Source organism: Phocaeicola sp. ICN-14070, assembly GCF_037892625.1.
Taxonomy (GTDB): Bacteria; Bacteroidota; Bacteroidia; order Bacteroidales; family Bacteroidaceae; genus Phocaeicola; species Phocaeicola plebeius.
Window position 1 is genome coordinate 25,732 of record NZ_JBBKBF010000020.1, and the last position, 20,935, is coordinate 46,666.

9 protein-coding genes and 1 pseudogene are annotated in these 20,935 nt (G+C 48.0%); 2 read left to right on the plus strand and 8 right to left on the minus strand.

Features of this window, described 5'->3' with window-relative positions:
* The first annotated feature begins 19 nt into the window (after positions 1 to 19).
* Entirely contained in the window at positions 20 to 988 is a 969-nt protein-coding gene (locus tag WKT20_RS07625) for a winged helix-turn-helix domain-containing protein (RefSeq protein ID WP_340417131.1), read from the plus strand.
* Here the strand turns inward: WKT20_RS07625 and WKT20_RS07630 are convergent.
* From WKT20_RS07630 to leuS, 7 genes and pseudogenes are all read right to left on the minus strand, one after another.
* A complete protein-coding gene (locus WKT20_RS07630; protein WP_118243571.1) occupies positions 985 to 2,475 on the minus strand; it encodes a RagB/SusD family nutrient uptake outer membrane protein in 1,491 nt (496 codons plus the stop codon). The two genes, WKT20_RS07625 and WKT20_RS07630, sit on opposite strands and share 4 nt — an antisense overlap.
* Before the next feature lie 14 nt (positions 2,476 to 2,489).
* Positions 2,490 to 5,578, minus strand: a pseudogene (locus WKT20_RS07635) (SusC/RagA family TonB-linked outer membrane protein).
* Between the two features lie 178 nt (positions 5,579 to 5,756).
* Positions 5,757 to 6,338, minus strand: a complete 582-nt coding sequence (locus WKT20_RS07640; RefSeq protein ID WP_118164464.1) for a non-canonical purine NTP diphosphatase — start codon at positions 6,336 to 6,338, stop codon at positions 5,757 to 5,759.
* A 5-nt stretch (positions 6,339 to 6,343) separates the two neighbouring features.
* Positions 6,344 to 8,680, minus strand: a complete 2,337-nt coding sequence (locus WKT20_RS07645; RefSeq protein ID WP_278454755.1) for a glycoside hydrolase family 20 protein — start codon at positions 8,678 to 8,680, stop codon at positions 6,344 to 6,346.
* A 33-nt stretch (positions 8,681 to 8,713) separates the two neighbouring features.
* On the minus strand, positions 8,714 to 11,287 hold the full coding sequence (locus tag WKT20_RS07650; RefSeq protein WP_118164459.1) for a beta-mannosidase: 2,574 nt from the start codon (positions 11,285 to 11,287) through the stop codon (positions 8,714 to 8,716).
* Positions 11,288 to 11,404: 117 nt separating this feature from the next.
* On the minus strand, positions 11,405 to 12,301 hold the full coding sequence (locus tag WKT20_RS07655; RefSeq protein WP_007559540.1) for a YitT family protein: 897 nt from the start codon (positions 12,299 to 12,301) through the stop codon (positions 11,405 to 11,407).
* A 69-nt stretch (positions 12,302 to 12,370) separates the two neighbouring features.
* The gene (gene leuS / locus WKT20_RS07660; RefSeq protein ID WP_117701123.1) at positions 12,371 to 15,205 is read right to left on the minus strand and encodes a leucine--tRNA ligase; all 2,835 of its coding nucleotides are present in this window, start codon (positions 15,203 to 15,205) and stop codon (positions 12,371 to 12,373) included.
* Positions 15,206 to 15,345: 140 nt separating this feature from the next.
* On the opposite strand from leuS, the gene WKT20_RS07665 reads away from it, so the two are divergent.
* Complete coding sequence (locus WKT20_RS07665) at positions 15,346 to 17,784, plus strand: glycoside hydrolase family 2 TIM barrel-domain containing protein (protein ID WP_278454754.1); 2,439 nt, start codon at positions 15,346 to 15,348, stop codon at positions 17,782 to 17,784.
* Positions 17,785 to 17,857: 73 nt separating this feature from the next.
* On the opposite strand, the gene WKT20_RS07670 is transcribed toward WKT20_RS07665, so the two are convergent.
* Positions 17,858 to 20,857: a glycoside hydrolase family 2 protein gene (locus tag WKT20_RS07670; protein ID WP_118441080.1), complete on the minus strand. Its 3,000-nt coding sequence runs from the start codon at positions 20,855 to 20,857 to the stop codon at positions 17,858 to 17,860.
* Between the last annotated feature and the right edge of the window lie 78 nt (positions 20,858 to 20,935).

Sequence of the window (20,935 nt, forward strand, 5' to 3'; positions counted from 1 at the left end):
CTTCTTAAAGAATATTGTTATGACAAAGAAAACAAGCTGGTTCCTGTCTGTAGCCGCCACTGTCATCGTACTCATGGGGGGCGGTTACGCGGCGCTGCGGCATAGCCGGACGCAGGTGCATGCCCTTATCAATCAATCCTTGCAGGAAGCCGAACGCCTTCACTACAACGACCGTCTGAATGCGTTCAGCAGAAACCCGCACATCTACGTAGACCCGGCCCTGAAGGCTTATCTTTTCGCGCCCGTCTCCAGCCGGAAAATCAAAAGCTATACGCTTCAGACTACAGAAGGGAAAACCACTTACCTGTTCAAGGACAGCATCCCGGAGGAGAAAGCCCGGAAACTGCTGAACGAATACCTGCTGGCAGACATACAGCCTGTCAGGGTGGAGGAAGTGAACCGGCTGTTTCAGGAACAGCTCGAACAAAGGCATGTCAGCGGAACGGCGGGTGTGTTTTATTCCGACAAGTCGGCCCGCACCCGCACACGGGCAGGTATCTTACCCACATCCTCAGCCTATAAGACTCCGGTCTGCTCGCTCGACCTGACTCACAGCCTGCAACTGCAAGGGTGGGCTGACTACGACCGGCTGACTTTACTCCGCCATATCCACGCGGGGTTTTACGGGCTGCTGTGCCTGCTGCTTGCGGCCACAGGTATACAAGTCTGCCTTTACCTGAAAAAACGGCAAAATAAGCCTGAAAAAGGGCTGTACATCGACCTGAAGCAGCAGATATTGCTTATCGACGGCATGCAGTGTGCCATTTCCAGTCTCGACTTGCAGCTTCTTTACCTGCTATGGGAAAAGAAAGGAGAATGTGTGAACCGTGAAGACTTGAAAACGGCTTGCTGGCCGCACGACCCGCAGGCGGATGAGAAATTAGACGCGCATATACAAACAATCCGGAAAGTCCTGCAAGACTTCCCGGATTATCGGATTTCCACCGCCAGAGGACGGGGATATTATCTGACTGCTGCCTCCAGTTAAGGATTCTGCACCAGATTAGGATTGGCGTCTATCTCGGTCTGCGGAATGGGGATGGCCAGACGTGAGTCATTCGGCTGGATGGTATAGGCACCGGAAGTATCCAGCGAAGTCAGGTGCCAGCTTCCCTTACGCTCCACGGGCAATTTATTACGCGTATAATCGTACACTGCCAGGCCCTCGCCCACCAGTTCCTTTCTTCTTTCTTTCAGAATGCGCTCCAGGGTGAAATCGGCAGCGGCATTTACCTTCATGGCGGTATTCGTGGTACGGTTGGTAATCACTTCGTTCAGGTATTCCATTCCCTTGGTCGCCTGCTCGCCCCCTATTTTCAGGCCTGCCTCGGCTGCATTCAAATAAATCTCTGATAGGCGCACGATGCAGAGGTTGTTGTCGCGCGGATCGCCAGTCTTGCCGGGGAACTTCGCCAGATAGACTTTCTTGTCACGGGCTGCTTCGGGGAGGTCGGTGTTATTGGCAATGGCAGACACCTGCATCACGCTGTGGCGCACGTCCTGCGGGTCTTCATCCAGCAGGTTCAGGTAGTCTTCCGACAGTATCAGGTTGTTCCAGTCCACTTTTTCCTCATTGGCATAGACCATAGGAGCTCCTTCTCCACCCGAACCACCTGAAGGTTCCGTCAGCGAGAAGTAGAATTCGAAAAGCGACTCGCTGGTATATTCCTTTCCCCAGACGGTGGGGTACTCGTCGCGGGTGTACAACTGATACAGGCTTTTACTGTTTTCGATGACATCTGTAGCTGCCTTATAGGCGTTCGGATAATCCAGCTTGTTCAAATAAACTCTTGACAGAATACCTTGCACGGCCCAGTAGTTCAGACAGCCGTCCTTCTTCTCCTTACTAAGGCCGGCCAGCGAGTTGGTCAGGTCAGTGATAATCTGGTCATAGCATTCGGCCACCGTATTGCGTGCTGGCTTCGAAGACTGATCTGTGGCTGTTGTAACGATAGGCACCCCTAATGACTGGCCGTTATCATACGAATAAGGCATGGCAAACACGCGTATAAGATCGTATAAAGCAAGCCCTCTCATGGCCAAGGCCTGAGCCTTAATCTCATTCAGAGCAGCCTCATCAGTAGTTTTTATCAACCCACTTTCAGTTGCGGCTATCAGATTGTTGGTTTGTCGAATCACTTTATAGACCTGATTCCACGGCAGGCTTGAATTAAAACTGTCAGTAGCCTTCACATTATACTCATAATAAGGTGAAACCCTACGTCCGTCTCCTTTCGTCATACGAGCCTGCACATCCGCAGCCCGGCAATCGCCAAAATAAAAAAAATTGTCACCATAATAACTATGTGCTGACGCCAGCCTATAAATGCCGTTTAATGCGCTTTGGGCATCTTCCAAAGAAGAGAAAGCCTGGTCGGTGGGTACGGACGTGGACGGATTCAGGTCCAGCCAGCTGTCCGAACAAGAGGTACATGCCAGTGAGGCGGCAAGAAAATAAATATAGAGTGGTTTCATAATCCAATTCGTTTTTAGAAAGTTAATTGTACGCCGAAATTGAAGGTACGCATGGCGGGTGCCTCGCAGAACACTTCTCCGTTAACCGGAGTTTCGGGGTCATACTGTTTCCATTTGGCCCATGTCAGCAGGTTGCTGCCTGAGAAATAAATACGAGCTTTGTCTATCAGGGCCTTGCGGGTCCATTCAGAAGGAAGCGTAAATCCGAACGTAAGATTTTTCAGACGCAGATGATTGGTGCTGTGAATGTAACGCGAAGAGTTCTGAGGTCCGGCATCTTCCCCATACACAAAGCGCGGCACATTGGTCTGGTCGCCCGGCTCCTGCCAGCGGTCCATGGCATATATCGGAAGATTATATCTTGAATCATAAATGTTCTTGGTACCATTCTCTATATAGGTGCCAGTTTTATCATAAGAATATCCGCCCAAGGAATAGGTCAGCGTAAAGCTCAGGTCCAGCCATTTGTAGTTCAGCATGTTCGTCAGACCGCCAGACACTTTCGGGTTAACCGACTTATAAGGAATGGCCTGCGCCTCACTGGCACTCTCCGTCAGGCTCCGGTCTACAATCACCGAACCGTCTTCCTGAGGTATTTCCTGGTTACGGTAATACATGGCCTTACCTGTATCCGGATTTACCCCGGCGTATTCTTTTACGTAGAAGGTGTAGTAGGGCAATCCTACTTTGTGGATGAACCATGTGCCCTCGATTGACTGCTCCAGCTGTCCGTTGAGTGACACAATCTTGTTCTTGTTGTGACTCAGATTGAAGACCGTGGTCCAGTTAAAGTTGTCATTGGCGAAGTTGATGGTACGCAATTCCAGTTCCACGCCCCGGTTATTCAACTGTCCCACATTGCTCAGGTAGTTCGTAAATCCGGTAGTGGCACTGATGGGAAGGCTGTACAGCAAATCCTTCGTATCGCGGTTATAGTATTCCACGCTCAGGAAAATACGGTTGATGAACGACACGTCCAGTCCCACGTTCAGATTATAGTTCTTTTCCCATCCCAAGTTGGGGTTGGAGATAGCAGATTCATAAGAACCCAAACCTCCCATATAGCTTTGTCCCAAAGAATACAATCCCATATAGCCATACAGAGAGCCTGGCTGGTTACCGTTCACACCGTAAGAGGCACGAATCTTCAAATCGCTCAGAATGTGCTTCACGGGCTGCATGAAGGCTTCGTTGCTTACATGCCACATACCCGATACGGACCAGATACGGACCAGAAATTTCCCCAACGGTTATCGGGTGAAAGACGGGAACTACCGTCGCGACGGAAGCTTCCTGCCACATAATAACGGTCGTCATAATCGTAGTTCAAACGTGAAATATACGACAGCATACGATAATCCTGCGTTGATGAAACGAAGCTGTTCAACACTGCTCCGTTATCAGGTTCAGTAAGCCCTACATACGACGGCAATTTGGAACGTTCGCCGGATGCCTTATCCGTCTGGTAGCTTTCCACTTCGTACGCAGCCAAGACATCCAGGTGGTGCTTCTGCGCAAAGGTCTTCACGTAATTCACCGAAGTAGAAGAAATCAGCTTTCCATACTCGATGAATCCTTTGGAGGACTGTGCATCGGAACCGCTCTTCGGTCCTGCAGAACTCAACGGATTGTAGTAGCGCGAATCCTTCTGGATGGTATAGTCATAGCTTAACGTTTCCTTTATTTTCAGGCCCTTTATCGGTTCTACGGCCGCATAACCGGTGGAGAACATACGCGTCATCCGCGTGCGGTTATAGTCCGTCAGAATATCACGCAGCGGGTTCAACTGTGTACCGTCGTACGCTCCCACATAATTTCCGGCTTCATCTCTCACCAGCATGGAAGGAGTCATGGTCATTGCCACACACAAATACGGGTTGATGGCAGAGCCACGTTCTTCGTTCATCTCCTGGTTCATCTGGGTAAACATCATGTTGGCGCCTACCTCACCGTACCGGCCTACCTTCTGGGTCATGTTCAGACGGGCGGAGTAGCGATCCAGGCTGGAGTTCTTGGCCAGTCCTTCCTGGCTGTTATAGCCCAAAGAGGCATAGAAAGTGGTCTTCTCGTTTCCTCCGGATACAGATGCCTCGTAATCCTGCTGGATGGCGGTACGAAGCAGTTCCTTTCTCCAGTCGGTATAGCCCATGGAAGGCACAGACGCATACTTGTCAATCTCACCGTCTGCATAGCCGGTAGGGTCTGCCATCTGCTTGTCAGTAGCGTAGTTCACCAGGCCCTCGTACAACAGTTCACGGCGCTGGTCGCCGTTCAGTGTCGGACGGAAATCAACCGCCGCATTCGAGAAACCTCCCGACATGTTAAAGGAAACCTGTGCCTTGCCCGCCTTTCCTTTCTTGGTCGTAATCAGGATTACGCCATTGGCTGCACGCGAACCATACAGAGAGGCTGCCGCCGCATCCTTGATAATCGTAATGTTTTCAATATCGGCCGGATTCAGCGTGCTCATGATATTGGTTTTGGAGTTGTTCATATAGGCCGCATCGGCTCCTCCGGCACTCAGGCTACCGGAAGTGACCGGCACCCCGTCAATCACGAACAGCGGTTCCTGAGAGGCATTGAACGAGCCCATACCACGGATACGGATGCCCTGATTGGCTCCCGGCTGTCCAGAACTGCTGGTAATAGACACGCCCGTGGTCATTCCCTGCAGCTTCTGCTCCACGCTCATCACGGGGATGTCTTTCATCATGTCTCCCTTCAGGGTATTGGCAGACCCCGTAAAAGAAGACTTGGTGAAATTACCGTATCCCGTCACCACCACCTCTTCCAGGTTCATGGTTTCAGGCTGGAGCACCACGTTCAGGTGTTCTTTCTTAGGAACCTTTATCAACTGAGTTTTCATACCCAGGTAAGCCACGACCAGAATCTTGTCATCCGGTCCCACTTCCAATGTATACTTTCCATCAATGTCGGTCACTACCCCATGCGCTTCGTTTCCCTGTACGGAAATCGTAGCACCGATAAGCGGCTCGTGATCTTCAGCTGAAATAACCAGTCCGCTGATGGTACGCTGTTGTGCAAAAGTCTGTTGACACACCACACACAGCAGCAATAAAACTAAAAGTCTGATTCTTTGCATTTTGACGATTTTTGTTTTTAATTCCGTAGAATACTTCGCAAAACACACGCCAAAAACAGCCTTTTTATACTTTATTTTTTAAAAATTTGATTACAAGAACGTTACACGCGATTAAAAAAAAGAAAGGCTGTGGAATTTCTGCACATTTGTAGAAATAATCCACAGCCTTTATTCTGCTTTATTTACTGTTCAGATAGTCACACAGCTTCTGTACGGCTCTTGCCCGGTGACTGATCCTGTTCTTTTCTTCAGCCCCCATCTCCGCAAAAGTCTCGGAATAACCTTCCGGCACGAACACCGGGTCGTAGCCGAAGCCGGAGCTTCCTTTTTTCTCCCGGATGATTTCTCCCTTCACAATGCCTTCGAACAAGTGCTTTTCTCCTCCTTCTATCAGGCAGATGGCCGTGCGGAACTGCGCCTTCCGGTTCTCCTTGCCTTCCAGTTCTGCCAGCAGCTTCTTCATGTTGGCTTCCGAGTCGTGCCCTTCACCGCCCGCATAACGTGCCGAATACACCCCGGGAGCCCCGTCCAGCGCTTCCACCTCCAGACCGGTATCGTCGGCAAAGCAATCCATGCCATAATGCGCATGAATATATTCCGCCTTCAGCGCGGCATTTCCTTCCAGCGTATCCGCCGTTTCCGGAATATCGGCCTCACAACGGATATCTTTCAAACTCAGCACTTCCACTTTATCTCCCAGAATGGCACGTATCTCCTCCAGTTTATGGGCATTGTTAGTAGCAAAAACCAGTTTACGCATAGCCGTCAGTTCAATACGATTTCATCTACAAACAAGAATCCGGGATTGCCCTTGCCGCCGTGCCATGCCGGGATATTCTTTTCGGACAAAGCCGTTACCTTCACGTAACGGGTCTTTACCGGGTCAAACGTCAGGGTATGGGTATAAATCTGGTTGGCATCCGTTTCCTTCATAGCCGGATAAACTTCCGAAGCCACTTTCTTGAAAGTCTTGTTGTCGTCTGACACCTCTACGGTAATGCCTCTGGTATCAAACGTCCAGTCGCCCTTTTCCACGCAAGTGCGCAGGGTCATGGAACTGATTTCGGTAGCCTCCTTCAAGTCAATCACCGCCTCCATGTCATTCTTGTAGAAAGCAATCCAGCGTCCGGTCTTGTAGTTGCGGTCGCCCGTCATACCGTCTACCAGCGTAGTGGCGCCCTTAAACTCGTAAGGCTTATTGATAGGCTGCAATAGGATGATGGGTTTCGCCGTAGACTTGCTGAACGCAATGCTGTCACGCGTAATGCGCGAGTTGCCTTCCGGGCGCACGGCCATCATGCGCAGCACACATGCCGCATCAATGGTCAGTCCGTTTTCATACTTGGACGAAGCAGTGGTAGGTTCCGTACCGTCGAGGGTATAGTACACAGGCGCATCGTCGATGGTGCTTGCCGTTACATCCAGCTTGCCCGTTTCCGTGTTGAGAGCGATGTGCACATTCACATCGAAGATATGCGTCGCGTAGTTCCATCCCTTCAGCTGATAAATCTTTGTCAGACGAGCCGTGCGTTTCAGGAATCCCTGATAATCCTGCTTCTTTTCAGGAGCACTCCACTGTGTTTCACAAAGCGCAGCCATACGCGGCAATACCATGTACTGTGCCTGTGCCATGGTCGGGATATATTCCGTCCAGAGGTTCGCCTGCACACCGGTAATGAACTTCTGTTCTTCCGGAGAAAGGGCAGACGGCATCGGTTCGTAGCTGTACACCCGTTCCATAGGCAGATAGCCACCGATGGCCAGCGGTTCACTGTCCGTATCCTTTGCCTGATAATAGTCGAAATACAGGTACGTGTTCGGCGTCATGATGACATTGTGCTGCTGACGAGCCGCTTCAATACCACCGGCTTCCCCTCTCCACGACATCACCGTGGCATTCGGAGCCAGACCGCCTTCCAGGATTTCATCCCAGCCAATCATGCTGCGTCCGTTCTCGGTGAGGAACTTCTCTGCTTCATGTATCACGTAGCTCTGCAGATACTCTTCCTTCGAGTGCTTGCTGTCGCCCTTGATGCCCAGCGCCTTGATACGGGCCTGACACTTCGGACAAGTCTCCCACTTCACCTTCGGACATTCGTCGCCACCCACATGGATGTATTCCGACGGGAAGATGTCGATGATTTCAGCCAGCACATCCTTGATGAACTGGATGGTCTTGTCGTTACCCGCACAAAGCACGTTGTCGGAAATACCCCACATGCGCCATACTTCATACGGACCGCCCGTACATCCCAGTTCCGGATAAGCCGCCAGCGCCGCCTGCATGTGACCCGGAAGGTCGATTTCCGGAATGACCGTGATATAGCGTTCCGCCGCGTAAGCCACGATTTCCCTGGCCTGTTCCTGCGTATAGAAACCGCCGTAAGGCTTGCCGTCATACTCGCCCGAGTTACGTCCGATCACCGTCTCGCTGCGTTTGGAGCCGATTTCCGTCAGCTTGGGATACTTCTTGATTTCGATACGCCACCCCTGATCTTCCGACAGATGCCAGTGGAAGCGGTTGATGTTGTGCAAAGCCAGCATGTCGATGTACGTCTTGATTTCATCCATGCTGAACATGTGACGGCCCACATCGAGCATCATACCACGGTAGCTGAAGCGCGGCAAGTCGTTGATTTCCACTGCCGGCAGTTCCACCGCTCCTGCCCCCTCATGCACCGACACCGACTTGCGGAGCGTCTGGATGCCATAGAACACACCCGCTTCCGAAGGAGCGGCAATCACCACCTTGCGGTCGTCCACCTTCAGCTGATACGCTTCCGGAGAATCAGCTTCCAGCCCCAGTCGGAGCACGATGCCCTCTTCCCCGTCACCTTCCGCTACCTTCAGCGCGATGCCCGTCTGTTCCTTGATAAAAGCCGCCAGGAACTCGGCGTTCTTCTTCATCTTGTCATTCCCTGCCGTATAGCAGATAGTTTCCCCACTCTTCAGCAGGAACGAACCCTGCGATGCTGCCGTAATCTCCAGCGGCATGGGCACCACCTGATAGTCAGCCACTGCCGTCGGACTGTCCGCACACGAGGCCATCAGCATTCCGGCAAATGCCAGCCCCATACAATTCATTTTTGAAAATGGTTTCATAATCAATACATATAAAAGATTAGTAATCAGATTTTATTCCCTCACATCGGCCAGCTGGTGAATCACCACGGAAACGTCCTCCAGCGGCGTACCGTCGGCCGAAGACACCGTGATGCGCTTCATCTCGCCCGGCAGCAGGTCGAAGAAATTGTCGGAGAAACGCGCCCCCTGCAAGGGCACCTCCACGAACACGTCGCGCGCCAGCACACGCGACTTCAGCGTCAGTTCCACCACCCCGCCCTTCTTCACCTTGCGGCAGGAGATTTCAGCCCTAGGCAGATGCTGCTCCTTGGGATGCACCGGATAGAACACCTCGTCCGAGAGCACCTCCCGTCCGTCCGCGCCCTTGAGCGTCATGCGGATGAACGAAGCCGTAGTATCCCAGCCCTCGAAAGCCTTCTGCCAGTCCTGCTCAAAGAACACCTCCGAAGCATTTACCGGCAGCATCCCTTCCACCCGATGGCGGCGGATCACCTTTCCCTGAAAGTCCGTCAGCGCCAGGTGCAGTGTCACCTTCTCCGTCTGCAGGCGGTCGGACAGCACATAAAAGCGCAGCTTGTCGCCCTGGCGGATGGCATCCACCAGCACGGGCGCAAAGGCACGGCGCGTGTGATACTGCATGGCTTTCCAGTTGCCGTAATAATCGATGGCCGACCACGACACCACGGGCCAGCTGTCGTTCAGCTGCCAGGGCAAGCTGCCCATGCAGTACGGACGATTGCGGCGGTGCGCCACCATGCCCCGGCGCATGCCGTGGCCCTGCAGCACCAGCCCCACGTACACCAGGTCTTCAAACTTCTCCGGCACCGGATAATACAGGCTCATGGTTTTCTTAATCAAGGCATTCCCTATCGTGCTCTTCTGATGCGCATTCATTACGGGCGACTCCAGCTCATAATCCTCGGGCGAAGCAAAGGTGCGGATGGTCTTCATCTCCGGAAAGGCCTGAAAGCCGTACTCGCTCATGAAACGCGGTATCTCCTTATCTAAACTCTCGAAAGGCTTCTGCCCGTACCACGTGCCCCAGTTATGGCTGTCGCCCACTTTCCAGCTCTCCGGCCTGCCCCAGTTGGCCTCCAGCGGCGAGCCTTCCAGGTAGAAGCGACCCGGATCAAATTCTTTCACCTTCTGTGGCAAAAGCTGACGGAAAAGTATATCATATCCCTCCTGCATCTGCTGATAGACTTCGGGCGAATATTTCTCCTTCCACCCCCAATAGCGCATACCCTCGTAAATCTCATTATTGCCGCACCACATGGCCAGCGACGCATGGTTGCGCAGACGACGAATGTTATATTCCGCTTCCGCTTCTACACGACGCAGAAAGGCCGGGTCATGGGGATAGGTGGTACAAGCAAACATGAAGTCCTGCCATACCAGAATGCCGCGCCTATCGGCTTCCTCAAAGAACGCGTCGTCTTCATAGATACCACCGCCCCACACACGAATCATGTTCATATTGGATGACTGCACATCCTCCAGCAGACGGCTGTAGCGCTGGCGTGTGACACGCGGCAGCAGGGCATCCGACGGAATCAAGTTCGTACCTTTAGCAAACATCGGTACCCCGTTCACTTCGAAGTAGAAACTCTGACCGTCCTTATCCTCCTCCTGGACTACACGTATCGAGCGCAGACCAATCTGGTGACTCTTCTGTGACACCACTTGCCCATCGACCGACACTGAAGCCTCAAACATATACAACGCAGGCTCTCCCCAACCGTTAGGCATCCACAAGTGCGGCCGCTCCACTGTTACAGGAAGAGAAATATGATTAAGCCCTGGCTGCAATTCCACCACCTTTTCTATGCTTTTATCTGACTCACCCGCATAACTGTACGTCACACGTACCACAGCCTGCTGTGTATGATTACCAATATTATTTATTTCTAGGCGATTGTCTACCTCTGCCTGTTCAGCACTGACTGACTGCTGGTGCACGAAATAATCTTCCACTACCGCCCGGTCTGCAAACTGCAAATACACTGGCCGCCAAATACCACAAGTCACCATACGGATGCCCCAGTCCCATCCGTAGGAATAAGGTGCTTTCCGACTAAACACACTTAATTTTTGAGGATAATGGTCATTATCTGCAGGATAATCAAAACCGTTGCTCTCCCATTGAGGCATCAGTTCACGAATAGGCGAACGAAAACGTACTACAAGTCTGTTTTCTCCTTTTCTTAAAACAGACTTGACAGGTACCCGATATCCCACAAACATATTATCTGCTTTCAGCAACAAAGAACCATTTAAGAAAACATCTGCATAGGTATCAAGCCCTTCAAAAACCAGATACACCCCTTCATGATGTAGCTGCTCTTCTGTCAGTACAAATGAAGTGCGATACAACCAGTCTTCCTTTTCTACCCATTGTATTTTCTGCTCATTCATGCCATAAAAAGGATCAGGCAATTTATCATGAGCTATCAGGTCCTGATGCACCGTGCCCGGCACCTGTGCAGACAACCATTCATTACTACCGTACGTTGAAAATTCCCATCCAGTATGCAGCTGATGGATTTGAGATAAACTACTGCCCGACGCATGATTTCCATAAGTCAGTAAAAAGGCCAGTAACATCATCAGAGTGACTTTTGACATATTTTTCACGTTATAGATTCAAGTATCGCAATATCAGGTACAAAATAAAATAAGTTTTTCCGATAAGCCAAATTAATCGAAAAAACTTATTTTATTTTAGTTTTTTAAGGGAAAAGTTTATTTTACTTTAAGCTTATCAAAGCCTTCGCCATATACTCCAACTACATTACTTTGTGAAATGAAGGCATTCGGATCAATGTCCTTTACTAAACGGAAGATATCGAGTGATTCCCTTTTTTTAGCCAAAACCACTACTACCTTTATTTCCTGTTTACTATACCATCCCTTTCCATCAAGCAAAGTCACTCCACGATCAATCTTTGTCGCAATCCCTTCGGCTATCTCCTCATATTTGCGTGAGAATATCAGAAACTGCACAGACTGCCGTGTACTGTTAATCACATAGTCAATGACGATACTCATCACAAATAAGACACAAAAACCGAACAATACCCTGCGCCAGTCGTGAAAAATAAAATAACAGGATGAAATGATGACGATATCGCAATACATCATCATCCGCCCCAACGTAACATCCTTATACTTATTGATAATCCAGGCAATGATATCCGTTCCACCCGTACTTCCATTATTACAGAACACGATACCAATTCCAAAACCCAGCAGACCAGCACCTATCACACAAGCCATAAAATCCTGACCAGGACCTAACAACTGAGGAAGATTGCCATTCTCATCCTTCAAAATCATCTGAAAGAACCAGAGCAGGAAAGTCAGCATAAAGATGGCAAAGATGGTCTTAATACTAAATTTAGGCCCTAATATTTTCAAGGCAAAACCCAAGAATATTGCATTAATCACAAAATAGGAGACCTGAATCTCTATGCCTGTGGCATAATAAATAATTGCCGCAATACCCGTTACTCCTCCGGTAGTAATCTGATAGGGAAGCATAAATGCAGCCCAGCCAATGGAATAACAAATCAGCCCGAAGGTTATGGCCAAATAGTCTCTGGACTCCCGGCCCAACTTTTTCTTTAATAAAGCTTCCATAGACAATAAAAAACAGTCCGGAATGAACAGAAGATACCTCCTGTTCATTCCGGACGAGCATTTAAAAGGTTAAAGTACAATATTTACAATTTTCTTCGGTACAATAATCACCTTCTTCGGAGTCTTGCCCTCAATCCACTTCTGTGACTGTTCTTCAGCCAGTACAGCAGCCTGGATGGTATTATTGTCTGCATCTGCAGGGAACTCCATTGTAAAGCGAGCCTTACCATTGAAAGAAATAGTATATTTTACGCTGTTTTCTTTCAAATATTCCTCATTGAATTCCGGCCAATGTGCATCGCATACAGAAGAAGTATTGCCCAAAGCTTCCCACAATTCTTCTGCCAAATGCGGAGCAAACGGAGCCAAAAGCACTACCAGATTGCTCATCACAGCCTTGTTGCGACATTTCAATGAAGTCAATTCATTGACACAAATCATAAAGGCGCTGATAGAGGTGTTGTAAGAGAAGGTTTCAATATCTCCTGTCACCTTCTTAATCAATTTATGAATGGCTTTCAGTTCTTCTTTGGTAGCTTCTCCTTCAGCAGGCAAGAAAGTACCCTGACGGTCATAGAACAAATTCCAAAGCTTCTTCAGGAAGCGGTGTACTCCGTCAATACCATTGGTATCCCATGGCTTAGACTGTTCTACCGGGCCAAGGAACATTTCATACATACGCAATGTATCTGCTCCATAACGTTCTACAATCATATCCGGGTTCACCACGTTATACATGGACTTACTCATCTTTTCAACTGCCCAACCACAGATATACTTGCCATCTTCCAAAATAAACTCTGCATTATGATATTCCGGGCGCCAGTTCTTGAAGGCTTCCACATCCAGTACATCATTCGATACAATGTTTACATCTACGTGCAACGGAGTTACTTCATACTGGTCTTTCAATCCCAATGACACAAAAGTATTGGTATCCTTGATACGATATACAAAGTTGCTTCGTCCCTGAATCATTCCCTGATTCACCAGTTTCTGGAACGGCTCTTCCTTAATGCTGATACCCAAGTCGAACAAGAACTTATTCCAGAAGCGAGAATAAATCAAGTGGCCGGTAGCATGTTCCGTACCTCCTACATAAAGGTCTACATTCTGCCAGTAATGGTCTGCCTTCTCAGAAACCATCGCTTCATTGTTATGCGGATCCATGTAACGCAAATAATATGCGCTGGAACCGGCAAATCCCGGCATAGTATTCAATTCCAGAGGGAATACATTCACGTTATCAATCTTCGTATTTTCTACGACTTCACCTTTGGCTACATCCCATGCCCAACGGGTTGCATGTCCCAAAGGAGGTTCTCCACTTTCTGTAGGCAAGAACTTAGCAACCTCAGGAAGTTCCAGCGGAAGCTTGCTTTCGTCAATCATATACGGCATGCCGTCCTTGTAATATACCGGGAACGGTTCACCCCAATAACGCTGGCGAGAGAAAATCGCATCACGCAAACGGAAGTTGACTTTCACACGGCCCAGATTATGCTCTTTCACATATTTCTTGGTAGCTGCAATGGCTTCTTTAATTGTCAGGCCATTCAGCGTCAACTCGCAATAAGGAGTTACCCCGGCTTTCGGAGAGTTGCAAACGATTCCTTCCTTCGCATCGAAGCTTTCTTCGCTTACGTCACAACCTTCTACCAACGGTACAATCGGCAAGTTGAAATGTTTGGCAAATGCATAGTCACGACTATCGTGCGCAGGTACCGCCATGATGGCTCCTGTTCCATAACCAGCCAATACATAATCACTAATCCATACTGGAACAGATTCTCCTGTAAACGGATTTACGGCATACGAACCACTGAACACACCCGTTACACGACGGTCAGCAATACGTTCACGTTCTGTACGCTTCTTTGTACGGTCCAGATAAGCCTCAACTTCTGCACGCTGTGCTTCGGTTGTCAGCATCGGCACCAGTTCACTTTCAGGTGCAAGTACCATGAAAGTCACACCGAACATCGTATCGGCACGCGTAGTAAAGATAGTAAATTCCAAATCGCTGTCTTTTACCTTGAAACGTACTTCAGTACCTTCTGAACGACCAATCCAGTTACGCTGAGTTTCTTTCAAAGAATCTGTCCAGTCTACCGTTTCCAGTCCGTCAAGTAAACGCTGTGCATAAGCAGACACACGCAAACACCACTGGCGCATCTTTTTCTGCACCACCGGATGGCCTCCACGTTCAGATACCCCGTCTACTACTTCATCATTGGCCAATACCGTACCCAATGCCGGACACCAGTTTACCATGGTCTCTCCTAAGTAAGCGATACGGTAGTTCATCAGAATTTCCTGCTGTTCCTTTTCTGTCTTAGCTTTCCATTCTTCTGCAGTAAAATTCAGTTCTTCGCTGCATGCTACGTCCAGCCCCTTGGTTCCTTCAGCCTCAAAATGAGCAATCAGTTTGCTGATAGGCTGTGCTTTCTGGCATGAATTACAATAGAAGCTGTTGAACATTTTCTGGAAAGCCCACTGTGTCCAGTGATAATATCCAGGTTCGCACGTACGTACCTCACGATCCCAGTCGAACGAAAAACCAATCTTGTCCAACTGCTCGCGATAGCGTGCAATGTTAGCTGCGGTAGTAACGGCCGGATGCTGGCCCGTTTGAATGGCATACTGTTCAGCAGGCAAACCGTATGCGTCATATCCCATCGGATTCAACACATTGAATCCTTGCAATCGTTTGTAACGTGCATAAATATCGCTGGCAATGTATCCCAGCGGATGACCTACGTGAAGTCCCGCTCCCGACGGATAAGGGAACATGTTCAACACGTAGAACTTTTTCTTGGATTCATCTTCGACAACTTTATAGGTCTTACGTTCCACCCATCTCTGCTGCCACTTTTTCTCAATTTCTCTGAAATTATATTCCATAGCGAAATATTATATGATTGATTATTACGTATTTCTCCAATTTCTCCGCAAATATAGTAAGAGTTCAGGAATAAATAAGGATAGTTTCGAACGAAAAGTTTATCTTTGCTTGATAAATGAAAACCTAATCTTAGAAATCTATGTACATCCGTAAATTCTTTCTGCTCGCTACTATCCTCTGTAGTGTATGCAGTCTCAACGCACAGCGACATGAACAACTCTTGGAAACCGGCTGGAAATTCCACAAAGGAGAAACCAATGGAGCTGAAACTGTTTCATTGAATGATTCTCAATGGGAATCTGTCTGTATTCCACACGACTGGGCCATTTATGGACCGTTTGACCGTAATAATGATTTACAAAATGTAGCCATTACTCAGAACTTGGAGAAACAGGCATCTGTCAAGACCGGACGTACCGGAGGACTTCCTTATGTGGGAGTAGGATGGTATCGTACCTGTTTCGATGCAGACCCTGACAAAAAGACAACACTGGTTTTTGATGGAGCCATGAGTGAAGCCCGCGTGTATGTCAATGGAAAAGAAGCCTGCTTCTGGCCTTTCGGTTACAATTCCTTCCATTGCGACATTACTGAGCTTCTGCACAAAGAAGGAAAAGACAATGTATTGGCCGTACGTCTGGAAAACCGTCCTCAATCTTCCCGCTGGTATCCGGGAGCCGGACTTTACCGGAATGTCCATCTGATTACTGCAGAAAAAATACATGTACCTGTATGGGGAACACAGGTTACCACCCCACACGTTGCTAATGACTATGCTTCAGTTTGCCTTCGTACCTCTTTACAGAATGCAGGAAAAGAAGAAATTACCATAGAAACAGAAATTCTGGACCCGAACGGAAAAAGAGTTTCTTTCAAGAAAAACAGCGGACGTATCAATCACGGGCAACCGTTTACACAAAATTTTATTGTAGAAAACCCGCAATTGTGGTCGCCCGAAACACCGTTCTTATATCAGGCCGTATCTAAAATCTATGCCAACGGAAAACTAACAGATACTTATACCACCCGCTTTGGTATCCGTTCCATCGAATTTGTAGCTGACAAAGGCTTTTTCCTGAACGGCCAGCACCGTAAATTCCAGGGGGTATGCAACCACCACGACTTAGGTCCTTTAGGAGCTGCCATCAACGTATCGGCTCTACGCCACCAGCTTACATTATTAAAAGACATGGGCTGCGATGCCATTCGTACCGCACACAACATGCCGGCACCCGAACTTGTCAGACTCTGCGATGAAATGGGATTCATGATGATGATTGAACCTTTCGATGAATGGGACATTGCCAAATGTGAAAACGGATACCATCGTTATTTTAAGGAATGGGCCGAAAAAGACATGGTAAACATGCTACGGCAATACCGGAATAATCCCTGTGTAGTGATGTGGAGTATCGGTAATGAAGTACCCACCCAATGCAGCAGTGAAGGATACAAAGTAGCCAAGTTCCTGCAAGACATTTGCCATCGGGAAGATCCTACCCGTCCGGTTACCTGCGGCATGGACCAGGTTAGTTGTGTACTCGACAACGGTTTTGCGGCCATGCTCGATATTCCAGGATTCAATTATCGCGCACACCGCTATGAAGAAGCTTACCAACGCCTGCCTCAAAATCTTGTATTAGGCTCAGAAACCTCTTCTACCGTCAGTTCACGCGGTATATACAAATTCCCGGCAGAGCGTAAAGCCGATGCAAAATACGAAGACCATCAGTCTTCTTCTTACGACCTGGAATACTGCTCCTGGTCTAACATTCCCGATATAGACTTTGCTCTGGCTGATGACCACCAATGGACTTTGGGGCAGTTTGTCTGGACAGGTTTTGATTATCTAGGTGAACCCAGTCCATACGATACGGATGCATGGCCCAACCACAGCTCTATGTTCGGTATTATCGACCTGGCTGCCTTGCCCAAAGACCGGTACTATTTATACCGCAGCGTATGGAACAAACAAGCTGAAACACTTCATATTCTTCCTCATTGGAACTGGGAAGGAAGAGAAGGAAAAGAGGTACCTGTATTCGTCTATACCAACTATCCGACAGCCGAACTTTTCATCAACGGAAAAAGTTATGGGAAACAGACGAAGAACAACCAAAGCGTAGAGAACCGTTACCGCCTGATGTGGCACAACGCCATTTACGAACCGGGAGAAGTAAAAGTCGTGGCATACGATGAACACGGTACGGCTAAAGCAGAAAAGATAATCCGCACGGCAGGCAAACCTCACCATATTGAATTGGTTTCTTCACGCCAGTCGCTCACAGCCGATGGAAAAGATTTGGCTTACGTAACCGTACGTGTTGTGGACAAAGACGGAAATCTCTGCCCCACAGATATGCGCTTGGTGAAATTTAAAGTAAAAGGAGCTGGAAGCTACAAAGCCTCAGCCAATGGAGATCCAACTTGTCTGGATTTGTTCCACCTGCCTCAGATGCACGCCTTCAACGGCATGCTGACTGCAATTGTGCAATCAGGAAAAGAAGCAGGTACCCTTGAGTTACAAGTCACCGCAAAAGGGCTGAAATCAGGAAAGATACAAATCGAAGTAAAATAACCCTCAAAACAACAGCGGGGAAAAGCAACCACGTTATGTCTGCTTTTCCCCGTTTATATTTTCACCCAGCCTGCTATCTGTTCAGGCTTTCCTTAAATTCAACTTCTACAATACGAAGTTCATGATTGGTTTTATCTCCATCTTTCGCCTTAAACAAATCCAATTCATTGGCTACTGGAGCAGCCACTTCCACAATCTGTCCAAAGGCATCATCCTCTTTACTTGAACCCTTCAACCGGATAGTTATTTCAGAAGCAGGAACCGGTTTCACTTTCAGATGAACGTAACCCAGACTTTTTTCAGTTTCTCCGCTCCAAATCAGTTCATCGCCCGCATAAATTTCCAAAGGATAACTGCGCATACGCCATCCTGTAAGTTTCATACATACCTCATCCACACGCGCTATCCTTTCAAGATGATACTTAATCCATGCAGTGGAAGCTTTTCCATCATTTTTCCATTCACTCAATTCATTGTCATCACAACTCTTACAAGCTTCCTCCGTATTTATTCCGGCCTCTGCAGAGAGCACAGCCACATCCACCGCACGATCTATATAAGAAGGAGACAAAGGGGTTTCTCCACGATCTAAACTTCCTTCCAAATCATCTCCAGGAATGTATGTACTCAGTCCGTTTTGTACTTCTACAGGAGAAGAAACCAGTTCCAATGAGGCAGAAGCCAATCCTTCTGCTTCAGCTCGTACAACCACCTTCCCTGCTGTAACAGACGAGCGCAATAACGCACGGTTCACCCCACATTCCACAGGAAGTTTTTCCGACAAGATATAATTATCCGGGCCTTGCGCTATACCTCCTCGCCATTCTGCCGGACCTTCTACCGTAAAATGAATCAAATCGTTCGCCAGCGGACAACGATTCCCTTCCGCATCAGCGACCTCCACTTGCAACAACACCAAATCGGCTCCATCGGCTTTCCATCCTTTCGGATGCTGAATGGCAGCTAATTTCAATTTAGCTGGTTTACCTGCGGTTCTTAACTGCATACGCGCAGCTTCTTTTCCGTCATTATACCCCACAGCTTCCAATACTCCAGGAGTGAAGGCGATTTTATCAAAAGTAAACAAAAAATGATAGTCACGCTGAGCCTGTCCCATTGGTTTTCCGTTAAAAAATAACGCCACACTATCCGTATTAGAAACCACATACACAGGCTTGACTACTCCCGGTTCATAATTCCAGTGTCCTACGATATGCAAACGAGGATTTTCCGTATCTACCCATCCGTCCCACATCACTTGATGAGCGAAATAAGAATCTTTCGGAATACGCATCGGGTCTGTATCCCCACTACGCCGGTAATTCTCTACCCCACGAAAATGAGTATTTGTATCTGAAAAAATAATCTTAGCGCCGCCTGAGCTTACCCTTTTCCCTGTCCCCGGACGTTCACGCCAGTAATCAAACCAACGAATCACATTCTCAATGGTGAAAGAGTCCTGATTGCGATTGTATACACTGGCATCTGCCTGTTTTTTCGTTTTTCCGGTGGCCGCAGAATGATAAGCACTGTTTCCTTCTCCATCCTTATGATATGGATAGGAGTAATTATCCCAATACTTGCGCAAGCCTTCATCACGGCAATACTCCATGGCCCACATAGGATGATGAGCACTTTTGTTAATATACAACATCTCTCCCCCATACTCGGCATCACGAATATCCAGCATCTCACGAGAACCGATTGCACGCCCACCATGATAATCAAACTCATCACGTATCTTCTTCATCTCCAGCATGTGTTCACGGCTGATTGATTCATTGCCACATTCATAAAAAAGGATACTCGGATTGTTGCGGTTATAGATAATTGCATCCCTCATTACCAGTTTACGCTGTTCCCACTGACGTCCTTTGCAGTCTTTTTCTGCATCTCCTGCCGGCATGGCCTGAATCAAACCGACACGGTCGCATGACTCTACATCCTGCTTCCAGGGAGTTACATGCATCCAACGCACCAGATTAGCATTGGCTTTCACCATGAGGCCATTGCTATAATCACTCAACCAGGCCGGTACCGACATTCCTACAGCAGGCCATTCATTACTTGTTCGCTGGGCAAATCCCTTCAACTGAATCACCCGGTCGTTCAACCATACTTTTCCATCAGCAAATCGTGTCTTGCGAAAACCTGTACGCGTAATTACTTCATCCGTTTTCTTTCCCTCTATGCACAAAGCAGTCTTTACCGTATACAGATAGCCATACCCCCAGCTCCAGAAATGTAAGCCCTCCACTTCACTTTCAGCTGAAAGCACTATTTTTTCTCCTGGATTAATTCTTTTCTCCGCGCCACGGAACGACTTTACAAGCTTCCCATCACGGTCAAAAAGCTCCACCAAATAACCAACCGTCTGGCTTTTCTTTGTTTCATTTTTCACTTCCGATTCGGCATGAATTCGAGCTTTACGAGCACGTACCTGAATATCTTCCGCATAAATATAGACACCCGTAGTTTGCAGGTTACTATATAAAGGTAAGGTCTGGTATAATTTATCCGTCACATGCAACCACACATTCTTGGGTAAACCTCCGTAATTTGCATTAAAATTACGGTTACTCCACTGATACTTCACGCCAGTAGCCTTCTCTGCATAGTCCCAATTGTTATCAATACGTGCAGCTATAACATTTTCCTTACCCGGCTTTACAAATGCAGTAAGGTCGAAACCAAAAGCCATCACTCCATTTTCATGCTGGCCGACCAAGTGACCGTTCACATACAGATCAATTCCTTGCCGTACTCCTTCAAATTCAATGAACACCTTTCGTCCTTTCACATCAGCAGGTAAGCGAAAATGTTTTCGATACCACACAATTGTATCGGTAAGATCCTTGATATTCAGTTTGAAAGCTTCATCCTCATTGAATGCATGAGGAAGTGTAACCGACTTCCATTCTGCATCCGAATAGTCCATCTCCTCTGCCTGAACTATATCACCCACCTTTAATTTCCAGTCGCTGTTGAAATTATATTTTTCACGTCCTGCGGCATGAATACTGCTTATAACCATCAACAGACATAAACTTATCCATAAAAATCTCAGTCTCATATTATCTAAATATTTTGTGTAAAAATACATTATCTCTTGTAAGAATACATGAAAAAATAAAGATTATAACTGGAATTA

Coding starts and splice junctions, on each gene's coding strand:
- WKT20_RS07625 (WP_340417131.1), top strand. CDS start 20: ATGACAAAGAAAACAAGCTGGTTCCTGTCTGTAGCCGCCACTGTCATC.
- WKT20_RS07630 (WP_118243571.1), bottom strand. CDS start 2,475: ATGAAACCACTCTATATTTATTTTCTTGCCGCCTCACTGGCATGTACC.
- WKT20_RS07640 (WP_118164464.1), bottom strand. CDS start 6,338: ATGCGTAAACTGGTTTTTGCTACTAACAATGCCCATAAACTGGAGGAG.
- WKT20_RS07645 (WP_278454755.1), bottom strand. CDS start 8,680: ATGAAACCATTTTCAAAAATGAATTGTATGGGGCTGGCATTTGCCGGA.
- WKT20_RS07650 (WP_118164459.1), bottom strand. CDS start 11,287: ATGTCAAAAGTCACTCTGATGATGTTACTGGCCTTTTTACTGACTTAT.
- WKT20_RS07655 (WP_007559540.1), bottom strand. CDS start 12,301: ATGGAAGCTTTATTAAAGAAAAAGTTGGGCCGGGAGTCCAGAGACTAT.
- leuS (WP_117701123.1), bottom strand. CDS start 15,205: ATGGAATATAATTTCAGAGAAATTGAGAAAAAGTGGCAGCAGAGATGG.
- WKT20_RS07665 (WP_278454754.1), top strand. CDS start 15,346: ATGTACATCCGTAAATTCTTTCTGCTCGCTACTATCCTCTGTAGTGTA.
- WKT20_RS07670 (WP_118441080.1), bottom strand. CDS start 20,857: ATGAGACTGAGATTTTTATGGATAAGTTTATGTCTGTTGATGGTTATA.